General features: G+C 43.8%; 8 protein-coding genes. All 8 read left to right on the forward strand.

The annotated features are described in order from the left end of the window. Nucleotides 1-19 precede the first annotated feature (19 nt). A complete protein-coding gene (locus CXF81_RS14680; RefSeq protein ID WP_101182104.1) occupies nucleotides 20-577 on the forward strand; it encodes a Tfp pilus assembly protein FimT/FimU in 558 nt (185 codons plus the stop codon). Further along, nucleotides 567-1,208, forward strand: a complete 642-nt coding sequence (locus tag CXF81_RS14685; protein WP_101182105.1) for a prepilin-type N-terminal cleavage/methylation domain-containing protein — start codon at nucleotides 567-569, stop codon at nucleotides 1,206-1,208. The genes CXF81_RS14680 and CXF81_RS14685 overlap by 11 nt, the downstream gene beginning before the upstream one ends. Then, nucleotides 1,208-2,080, forward strand: a complete 873-nt coding sequence (locus tag CXF81_RS14690) for a prepilin-type N-terminal cleavage/methylation domain-containing protein (RefSeq protein WP_101182106.1) — start codon at nucleotides 1,208-1,210, stop codon at nucleotides 2,078-2,080. Before CXF81_RS14685 ends, CXF81_RS14690 begins: the two co-directional genes overlap by 1 nt. Then, nucleotides 2,070-2,561, forward strand: coding sequence for a type II secretory pathway component (locus tag CXF81_RS14695; protein ID WP_232771946.1), 492 nt, complete (start codon nucleotides 2,070-2,072; stop codon nucleotides 2,559-2,561). Before CXF81_RS14690 ends, CXF81_RS14695 begins: the two co-directional genes overlap by 11 nt. Before the next feature lie 3 nt (nucleotides 2,562-2,564). Further along, a complete protein-coding gene (locus CXF81_RS14700) occupies nucleotides 2,565-7,997 on the forward strand; it encodes a DUF6701 domain-containing protein (protein WP_232771947.1) in 5,433 nt (1,810 codons plus the stop codon). Nucleotides 7,998-8,195: 198 nt separating this feature from the next. Then, nucleotides 8,196-9,239 carry a rod shape-determining protein gene (locus CXF81_RS14705; RefSeq protein ID WP_006012812.1) on the forward strand — a complete coding sequence of 348 codons (1,044 nt, stop codon included), beginning with the start codon at nucleotides 8,196-8,198 and terminating at the stop codon, nucleotides 9,237-9,239. Nucleotides 9,240-9,265: 26 nt separating this feature from the next. Beyond that, nucleotides 9,266-10,165: a rod shape-determining protein MreC gene (gene mreC, locus CXF81_RS14710; RefSeq protein ID WP_101182108.1), complete on the forward strand. Its 900-nt coding sequence runs from the start codon at nucleotides 9,266-9,268 to the stop codon at nucleotides 10,163-10,165. Then, nucleotides 10,162-10,638, forward strand: a complete 477-nt coding sequence (mreD, locus tag CXF81_RS14715; protein WP_101182109.1) for a rod shape-determining protein MreD — start codon at nucleotides 10,162-10,164, stop codon at nucleotides 10,636-10,638. Before mreC ends, mreD begins: the two co-directional genes overlap by 4 nt. The last annotated feature ends 1 nt before the right edge of the window (nucleotide 10,639 follow it).

A 10,639-nucleotide genomic window follows, 5' to 3' on the forward strand; every position in this document is an offset into this window, starting at 1 on the left:
GTAAGCTAATGAAATGACAATGTTAAGGCACTTATCGGTTCCTAAATACACAAAAGCTCAAGGCGGGTTTACCCTCCTTGAGCTTGTTGTTGTGATGATTATTCTTGGTATTTTAGCTGTCTATGCTGCACCTAAGTTCAGCGGTGCTGGCGGCTATTCTGAATATACTTATCAAAACCGACTTATATCCGTGTTACGCAATATGCAAATTAGAGCCATGCAGGATTCACGTCCTTTGTTTTGTCATCGAATAAATTTTATTAACACAAGTAGCCAAGTCGGCTTCGGTCCTGCCTCAAGTAATTATGCATCAGGCAACGAATCGGGTACTTGCGCTAGTTCCATTGATTATAGCTCCCCAGAATATTTAAGAACCTCGGCTACAGAAATACTAGAAGCAAACGTATTAATGACTGCCTTTGATGGCTCAACATCTATTGGTGCTATTGATTTTGATTCCTTTGGTTCGCCACAAACAACCGCATCTAATTGCAGTGCCGGATGCACGATCACTTTTACTGGCGTGGCCGCTGCACAAGTTTGTATTAAATCGGAAGGCTTTATTCATGCGTGTTAATTTAGCCAATCAAACTCAGCTTGCGCGCTCTGTATCTATCAGAGCACAGCGTGGTTTCACCTTGATTGAACTGATTGTGGGTATTGTTATTTTTTCAATCGCCATGGTTTTGGTGGTTAGTTTTTTACAACCGCAAGTGAAAAAGGGTATTGATCCTATTTGGCAAGTACGAGCTGCGTCGTTAGGGCAATCGTTGAGTAATGAAATTTTAGCCAAATCCTTCGACCAACACTCAAATCAGGTTGGCGGCATGCTGCGATGCAATGAAAGCGTATTAGAACCGGCAGTGCCTTGCACCAGCAGCGATGATCTTGGTCCTGACGCTGGCGAGGATCGTGGCTCATTCAATGACGTTGATGATTACCACGGACTTAATGTTACTGGGGTATTGATTTTAAATTCACTGGGCTTAACTACCAACGTAGATGGTGTCAACATTTATGCCGGCTTTACTGCCCAAGTTAGCGTGTTCTACGATCAGAACTTTGACGGCATTAATGACGCAGACCTCGACCAAGATGGCGTTTTGGAGGACCCCGCATATGTTGCAAACAAGAAACTGGTGGCAGTCACTATTACAACGCCCGGTGGTGAGCGCATCAGAATGACAAGCTTAAAGGGTAATTTTTAATGGTTACTGCAAGAGCAAAACTTAGCAATAAAGACGGATTTACCTTAGTTGAATTAGTCGTGGTGTTGGTTGTATTAGCGATTGTGTCGGTCGGTATGGCCCGCTTTATTCGCTCATCTACGCAAATTTTCATTGACGCTAGCGAGCGTGAACAATTGTTGCGAGAAGGCAGCTTTGCGGTTGAACGAATTAATCGCGAAATTTCGGCGGCAGTGCCAAATTCAGTTCGACTCACGGGCAACGCTTCGGTTCATTGTCTGCAGTTTGTGCCAATCCGTTGGAGCTCATTTTACCTAACGCTGCCACTGACGCCAAGCAGTGATCGTGAAATCGATATTATCGAAATGCAAGACCTTGCTGGTAATGTGTTTTCCCCCGATGCAGGAAGTGACTATGTATTGGTTTATCCAACAAGCTCCAATGACGTGTATTCAAATACGAGCAATCGACGTCAGCTAATTAACGCCTGTAGCGACGATGGTGATGGCAATTGCGAAACCAACGATGATACTGACAGCGTGGTCCAACTGACAGTGGATGGCGCATTTTCCCAAGCTAGCCCTGCAAGACGTATTTATATTGCCAATTCAGCGGTAAATTACTGCGTCCGAAATAATGCGATTTATCGCCATGAGTCAGCTATCTCGGCAACCCAAACAACCTTTAGTAGCGGGGGCGTGTTGATGGCAGAAAACCTAGCCAATCAATTAAGTGCAAACCCTAATGCAGCAAATTCTAATAGTAAAAATCCGTTCAGAATTGTTGATGCTTCTTTGCGCCGAAATGCGTACACACAAACCCAGTTTATTTTTACCCGAGATGGTGAAAACATGACGTTTACTCAGGAGATACATGTTCCCAATGTCCCTTAGTAAAAGTATAAAAAATACACATGCTGTGCAGTCACTACGCTATCGCAATAATAGACTTCGTTCGGCTCAGCACCAGCATGGCAGTATGATTGTGATGGCCTTGTTTGCCATTATCGTTTTGACGCTATTAGCTGGCACGCTAGTTAATATGATCAGTACGTCGTCCAACTCAATCCTGTATGAAGTGTATGGCGTGCGTGCAAAAAATGCAGCGCAGGTAGGTATTCAAGAATTAGCTATGGCCTCCTTTCCGCTCGGAACGGGCCCACAACAATGCAATCAAGTTATTGCAAACTCCGCCACCTTTGGATCAATTGCTGGATTTCAGGCTTGTGAGTTTAGTGCAAGATGCACCACAACAGATATTAACTTTAACGGTGAAGACTATCGTTATTATCGCTTTTCGAGCTCAGGAAGCTGCGGATTCAATGGCATTGTTGTGAGTCGCACATTGTCAGTTGACGCTATGCAAGAGAATTAGAATATGAAAAACCAGAGTTTACAAAGCCTTAAAATAATAGCAATAAGCTTATTATTTATGGTTCCGACAGAAGTCATGGCTGTAACTTGCCTCGATGTTTTTCCAACGGTATTGTCATCTTCGGCAAATAATGGAAAAGTTAAGTTTGAGCAGGAGGTTCGTATTGATGGAACCAACGGTACAATCGATATTAGTATTGATGAAGATCAAACCAGCGGCTCAGCGTTAAGTTGTGTATCTCAACAATGCCAAGACTCAGGGACTAGGGCCAATGCATTGACCTTACCCAATTTTCAGAAGTCGAGCTCAAATCAAGACGAGAAAGCTGATAACGGCGACTCACTCAATATTCCTCAGGGCTCATATCATAAAGTTGAAGCAAAGTATCAAGCGAGTATACGCTTTACTCAAAACAGCCAAGATACCTTTATCAAAGAATTAAAAGCAGATGAGAGTTCAACGATCACATTCGATGCCGGTGTTTATTGGATTGAGAAAATCACGCTTAAATACCGAGCAAATATTGTAATTAACGGCAACGACAAAGTCATTTTAATAACCAAAGAAAAAGAGTTAAACAACAATGAGGTGTCTTACAACGTCAACGGAACCGCAGACCAGCTAGTAATAGTCGCCTATGAAGATGTCGAGTTTGGGTATAAAACCAGTCTTAAGGGCTTCATTTATGCAGACAAAAAAATCGAGCTAGAAAATGACAGTGCTTTTGAAGGCGCAATACATTCTGACGATATTAAGTTTAAGTACAAGGCATCCATTAATGACGCTCGTTCAACTATTGAGAGTGCTAACTTTAATGGTCTATGTACGGTAAGTCCGACCTCTAATCTCAGCGGTAACTTGATTATTGATAACACTTTTGAGGCTTACCTTTCGACTGATGATTCTGTGCAAGGTGTTTTTCTTAGTTCAGGAAATAACTGGCAAACCACTTATACGTTGCTAAGTCAGTTAACGCCAGGACAGGATTATTATTTACATATTAAAGCTGAAGACACGGGTGGAGCTGCGGGTTTTCTGGGCGATTTTGAAATAACGGGCACAGAACATACATTTTCTAATGGTCTTACTACCCTGACAACTAATACCACTGACTGGACGGTGAGCACCATCGGTTGGAATAATTATCAAACGCCGAACTCTTATGGTTCGAACGGATCTGCGCCGTGGGGAACAAGATCGAGTATAGATGCAAATGCCGAATGGATATGGTCATCAAATAATAACGACGATAATGCCACTTACTTTTCAACTCATATTATGGTGCCACCACTAGAGCCGTTGCTTGATTATCGTTTTGATGAATGCAGCTTAAATGGAGTGTCTGGAGATATTGTTGATCAAACAGGTAATTTCAATGGCGGGTCTAATGGCGTTTCAGACCCGATAGACGACGCAGTAATAAATAAATCTCTCGATTTAAGCGCAACTGATATCAGTGATTGGATTAGTGTTCCGAGCAGTGTAATTGATGGTATAGATGATTTCTCAATAGCGGTGTGGTTTAAAACGTCGGTAACGAAGTCTCAACAAGAAATACTACACGCACTTGGCAGTGATACTAATGACGACGAGTTAGAAATTTTCTTAAAGGACAGCAATATTGTTTATGTGAAAGTAAAGGGTAGCAGTGAAGAGCTTCTCAGTACTATCAACCTGACTGATGACAACTGGCATCACATGGTGCTCACAAGAGTTGGCCAAGATGTCTGCTTGTTTATAGATGGTGCCCAGCAACAATGCAAAAATAGTGTTAATTCTGGAATATTGTCAGTAACTAATGCAAATGCGATAGTGATTGGGCAAGAACAGGATGCTTTTGGTGGCAGTTTTACTGACGCGCAAAGCTTTGTTGGACAGTTAGATGAATTTAAAATTTTTGGCAAGAAAATCGCTGATATACAAATTTATAATATGTATCAAAACGAATTAGCCGGTAACAATTATGATGCTAGTCTGCGAGATGCGGTGCAGTGTGCCAATATTTGTTACGCTACCCCGGGTGAGTTAAACACCGTTGGCATTAGAATTGACGGCAGCAACGGAGCTGATGTGTCGCAGATAACCTCGACATCTCAAGCGTTAGAAATCCGGGCTGCTTGGCTTGCTGCAGGATCACCAGCATCAGGTTTGATAGATACTGGCAGGTATAATGTTGCCGCAAGTGGTTCAAGCACAGTTGACCGTATTGACTTTGGTGGAAGTCCTAGGAACTTTGCAGGCACGTTACCTTATCCGGGTATAGCGGGGGTTGGAGACGAGAGCTATTCAGATTTCTTAGTCCATACTGCCGGAACAATGAGTCTCGAGGCTGGGGAATACACAATCTATGTTGAGAGTGATGATGGCTTCAGTTTTGTGATGGATACACTGTCTGGCGACACTGTTTCATTTATTAAATTTGGTAAATCAAGCGCCGGTGCAGCAAACGAACTCCGGTTTGAAGGATCAACTGGCAATGCAAGCTCCGGCGGCTCTTTTACGTTAAGTCAATACTCTGTGTTTGAGATTGCAGCCGTATTTTTTGAACGTGGAGGCGGCGATTTTTTAGAAGTATCTATAATTAACGATACTATTACCTCCACCACAGGGACAGACTATGAAATTTTGCGCAACGGTGCTGTCAGCGATAAGGTAAAGTTTGGTCAATGCGCCTCGCCAGGGGCCCTATTAGAGTATCGTTTTGAGGAGAATACTTGGACTGGTAGCGCGGGTGAAATCATAGACAGCAGCGGCAACGGCTATAATGCAACGGTTATCAGCAATTCCATACCTGAAGTTACCGCTCCAGCCGTGGCTGGTAATCCTGGAACGTGTGGTTATGCAAGTCAAAACGATGGTTCCATTCAAGTCACGGGATTGCCATTAGATACGACTACGGCGGGCGTGAAAACGACAGTAACATTCTGGATGAATTGGGATGGAACAAACAATGTTATGCCGATGGGGTGGAGCATGCATGACGTTTGGATGAGAGACGGTGCAATAGGATTTAATACTGCTAATAGCGATCTTTATGGTATTTCAAGTGCGAATCTGGCTAACGTATGGCGCCATGTTGCGCTTGAATTTACCAATGGCAGTGTTACTAGTAATCGCATATATATAGACGGCGCAGAACAAGCCTTATCACAGCAAATAGGAACGCCAAATAATACCAACGCTATCGTTAATTCAGAAATGCGTGTTGGAGGCTGGTCCAACACTGGCGGATTTAATTTTCACGGTTTACTAGATGAGTTCAGAGTATACGAAGGCGCCCTGAGCCAAGCTCAAATTCAGATAATCATGGGCGAAACACATACTTGTAATGACCCTGTCATACACCATTATGAAATTGTTCACGATGGCCAAGGTTTAACCTGTGATACGGAATTGGTTGTTGTGAATGCATGTGCGAATGCCAGTTGTTCAACGTTAAGTACGCAGCCTGTCACGCTTGATTTTCTTGTTGACGGCACGGTGATAAGTTCGCCGGCATTCACTGGCAGTACCACCGTTAGCGTCAATAATACCGATGTTGAGACGGTAAGCTTTTCACTATCAAGCACCTCAATTACAGCTTCTAACTCAGTAGTATGCGACGATAGCAGCGGCAGTTCTTGTGAGATGGAGTTTACTAATGCGGGTTTTAGGTTTCTCTCCGGTGCAGGAAATGAGACGACCTTACCTAATCAAACTTCAGGCGCTGTCTTCAGTGACACGTTAAAGCTGCAAGCCGTGCAAGACGAAAATGGTGTATGTACTGGCTTATTTACCGGTAATCATGATATTGACTTATCGCAAGAAAATGTCGAACCAGGCGGTACCAATGGTCTTAATTTTACTGTTGATGGTGCTATTATCGCGAAACACTCAAGCGTCAGCAGCACTACATTGAACTTTGGTGCCCAGAGTATTGCTATTATACCAACCCCGATATATCACGATGCAGGACAAATTCGTTTACGTGCAAGGTATGATCAGGCCAGCGTGACAATGCTATCGGGCAGTAGCAATACGTTTTGGGTCAGTCCCGCCGAACTTCAGGTTAGCGCATCGTTAGGGGGAACTGCACTAAATGCAGCTACCGCAAATGCAACGGTGACCCATGAAGCCGGTGGAGATTTCGATCTAAGGGTAACGGCCTTAAATAGCCTTGGCGTTATTACACAGAATTATTCACCCGGACAAATACAGTTAATGCTGACTCGCATTGGCCCAATATTAACAGGTAGTGTGGACGGTAATCTGCGCTATGGAGGGGGCAGCATGATAGCCGCGAGCGTCAGTCCTGCGTTTCAGAATGCAACTCTTACTGCTTTTTCATCTGGGGTGTCTGCATATAATGCAGCGCAATATTCAGAAGTAGGTTTGCTTAACCTAGATATTCAAGACAGCAATTATGCCAGTGCTAATATTGTTATTCCTGCTACGGCAATCAATATTGGTCGTTTTATTCCTGATTACTTTACCCAAACAGTCGTCGATGATGGTTATTTTATTGCCACATGCAATGCGTCAACAGCATATGCTGCGTACAGCGGTCAAATGGACGAAGCTAGCAATAGCATGGGTGCTATTTCATACTTAAGTAATCCCATCTTGGCCATTACGGCCTACAACAAACAAGGCAATATTACCCAAAACTATTACCAGGACAGTCAGGGTAGTAGCAATGATTACATGAAGCTCAGTGCTTCAAATATTAACTTGATTACCCCGACCTTTGACGAAATAGCGGTAGGCGTTGATAGTAACAAACTTCCCTTAACGGCCAGTGTGAATACAGGTACCTTGAGTCAAACTAACTTGACCGCGTTATCTAGTGGTGCTGCATTACCCAAAGGCGTGCTGCACTATCAATTATCAGGTGCCGACCACTTTTTCTACAACCGATCTGCTAACGCATTAGTCGCTCCATTTACATCGGATATCAATTTTTCTGTCGCGAATATTACAGATACTGACAATGTAGGCGTAACAACCACAGTTGATGCGTCACCAACAGGTGTTGAAATTCGATTTGGTCGTTTGCTATTGGAAAATAGCTTTGGACCGGAAACTTCAAATTTCCCGCAACCGATGCAAATTGAACACTTTGATGGTACTACGTTTGTTGCCACCCCGGATGACAATTGCGCTGGTTACGATGCAGGTAAAATATCACTTACCCATATTAGCTTAGATCCTGGACTGACCAATGTACTTGGCGGAATGGGACGTTTCCTTAGCGGTAAAACCCAGATAATTGAATTGCAAGCTCCGGGTGCTGGAAATCAAGGTCAGATAGGTGTGTCATATGACGCCTATGATTGGTTTAAATATGATTGGGCCGACGACGGTGCTTATGATAACAGTCCTTCAGCTGTCGCCACATTTGGTATTTTCCGTGGAAACGATCGCACAATACACTGGCGCGAAGTCTTTAACGATTAGAAGCCTCTAGCGATTAGACGTCTTTACCGTTTTTGAAGTCATTAATGACTAAATTTTGCAGGCATTGCTTGCCCTTATCACAAGGCGTTGGTAAAATTAGCGAATTAGCCCTATAATTCTGTTCTAACTGCCCACTAGTTCTTTTTTCAACTGAATTTGTGGTCCCAAAAAATAACAAAAATAACGCAAAGGCATTCCATGTTTAAAAAGCTTCGAGGCATGTTCTCAAACGACCTTTCGATCGATTTAGGTACCGCGAACACGCTTATCTACATAAAGGATCAAGGTATTGTCCTCAACGAACCATCAGTAGTGGCTATACGCCAAGAGCGAGCAGGTGGTCCAAAAAGTGTGGCTGCAGTAGGCCACGAAGCGAAGCAAATGCTGGGCCGAACGCCGGGAAACATCAAGGCTATTCGACCTATGAAAGACGGCGTTATTGCCGATTTTTACGTGACCGAAAAAATGCTTCAACATTTTATCAAGCAAGTCCACGATAATAACTTCCTCAGACCAAGTCCTCGCGTCTTGGTTTGCGTGCCGTGCGGTTCAACGCAAGTCGAGCGCCGTGCAATTCGCGAGTCAGCATTGGGTGCTGGTGCTCGTGAAGTTTACTTAATTGACGAGCCAATGGCTGCTGCTATTGGTGCTGGCTTGCCTGTATCTGAAGCAACCGGTTCAATGGTTGTCGATATCGGCGGTGGTACAACCGAAGTGGCTATCATTTCTTTGAATGGTGTGGTGTATTCTTCATCAGTCAGAATTGGCGGTGATAAATTTGACGAAGCTATCATTAACTACATCCGCAGAAATTTTGGGTCGCTCATTGGCGAAGCTACCGCAGAGCGAATTAAGCACGAGATTGGTACTGCCTATCCTGGTGAAGAAGTAAGAGAGATTGAAGTTCGCGGCCGTAATCTTGCGGAAGGCGTTCCTCGTGGCTTTATTCTTAACAGCAACGAAATTTTGGAAGCACTACAAGAACCATTGTCAGGGATCGTCAGTGCAGTTATGGTTGCCTTAGAGCAGTCTCCACCAGAACTTGCATCGGATATTTCCGAACGTGGCATGGTGCTAACGGGTGGTGGTGCATTGTTAAAAGATCTCGATCGTTTATTAATGGAAGAAACCGGTATCCCAGTCGTTATTGCTGATGACCCTCTTACCTGTGTTGCTCGTGGTGGTGGTAAAGCATTCGACATGATTGATTTACATGGTGGCGACTTATTTAGTTATGAATAAGGTCTGGCGTTAGCCTTTATCTTAATATGAATGAAGTTTTTGCTCGTGGCCCAAGTTTATTTGTTAGATTAGCTATTATTTTGGTGCTATCCCTTGGCGCCATGATTGTAGATACCAAAGTGGCTAACTTTGCCACGGTAAGAACTTATCTGAACTCAATGGTAAGCCCGCTGCAATACATTGCGAACTTGCCAGGTGCGATGCTGAGCTGGAGTGCAGATCGTTTTAGTTCGCGCCAAACACTGCTAAAAAACAATGAAAAACTAACCAACCAAGTTACCTTGATGAGCGAGCAACTCCAGCGGTTTCGCATATTAGAACAAGAAAATAAAAACTTGCGCAAACTGCTTGATGCGCCAGTGCGCGACAGCATGCACAAGATGATCACTGAACTTATGGCCGTTGATACCAGTCCCTACAGCCATCAAATTGTGATAAATAAAGGGGCCTTAGATGGTGTTTTCCTGAGTCAGTCAGTGTTAGATGACAGCGGCATTGTTGGTCAAATATCTGAAGTTGGCACCACCAATAGTAGGGTGTTATTAATATCTGACGTTACGCATGCTATCCCCGTTAGAATTGAGCGTAACAATGTGCGTTTTATCGCCGTAGGTGACGGTAGCCTAGATTCCCTGCAACTGCAGCATGTGCCTCACAGCGCAGATATTGAAGAAGGCGATATACTTGTCTCATCTGGACTCGGAGAGGTTTTCCCTGAAGGTTATCCAGTTGGCACAATCACTAAAATTATACGCAACGAAAGTAGACCTTTTGCAGAAGTCACTGCAACACCATTTGCAAAGTTAGATCGTATAAAATACCTATTGCTCCTTTGGCCTCAAGAAACGGCTCCAGCAGGTGCTATTGCGCCAGATATGATATTAACTAATGCGGTATCGCCTCAAGACACAGAGGGGACGCTGTGAAGTTAAATCAGACGCTGATCCCGGCAAGCATCATTGTGGCGTTTATTTTGCAAATTATGCCGATGCCTGCATCTATTGATGTTTATCGACCGGATTGGTTGTTATTACTGTTATGTTATTGGACGATGGCGCTACCCAACCGAGTTGGTGTCGGCGCAACCGCTATTTGTGGGGTGGTTTTAGATGTGCTTTATGGCACTTCTTTGGGCGTGCATAGTTTTGCAATGGTCATTCCGGTGTATTTAGTTGCCGCTAACTATCAACGTTTTAGAAACTACAGTGTGGTGCAGCAAGCCATCATGATTTTTATCTTATCGATGCTCTATCATATGCTTGTTTACTGGCTACAATATTGGTTAACTGGCGTGCAGTTTAGATTCGAGTTTTTGTGGCCGGTTATCACATCTGTATTTTTGTGGCCTTGGTTGTTCTGGTTTCTAAGACGTTACCGCAGATTACTCCGAGTCACCTAAT

The sequence above is a fragment of the Glaciecola sp. 33A genome (genome assembly GCF_002836745.1).
Taxonomy (GTDB): domain Bacteria; phylum Pseudomonadota; class Gammaproteobacteria; order Enterobacterales; family Alteromonadaceae; genus Glaciecola.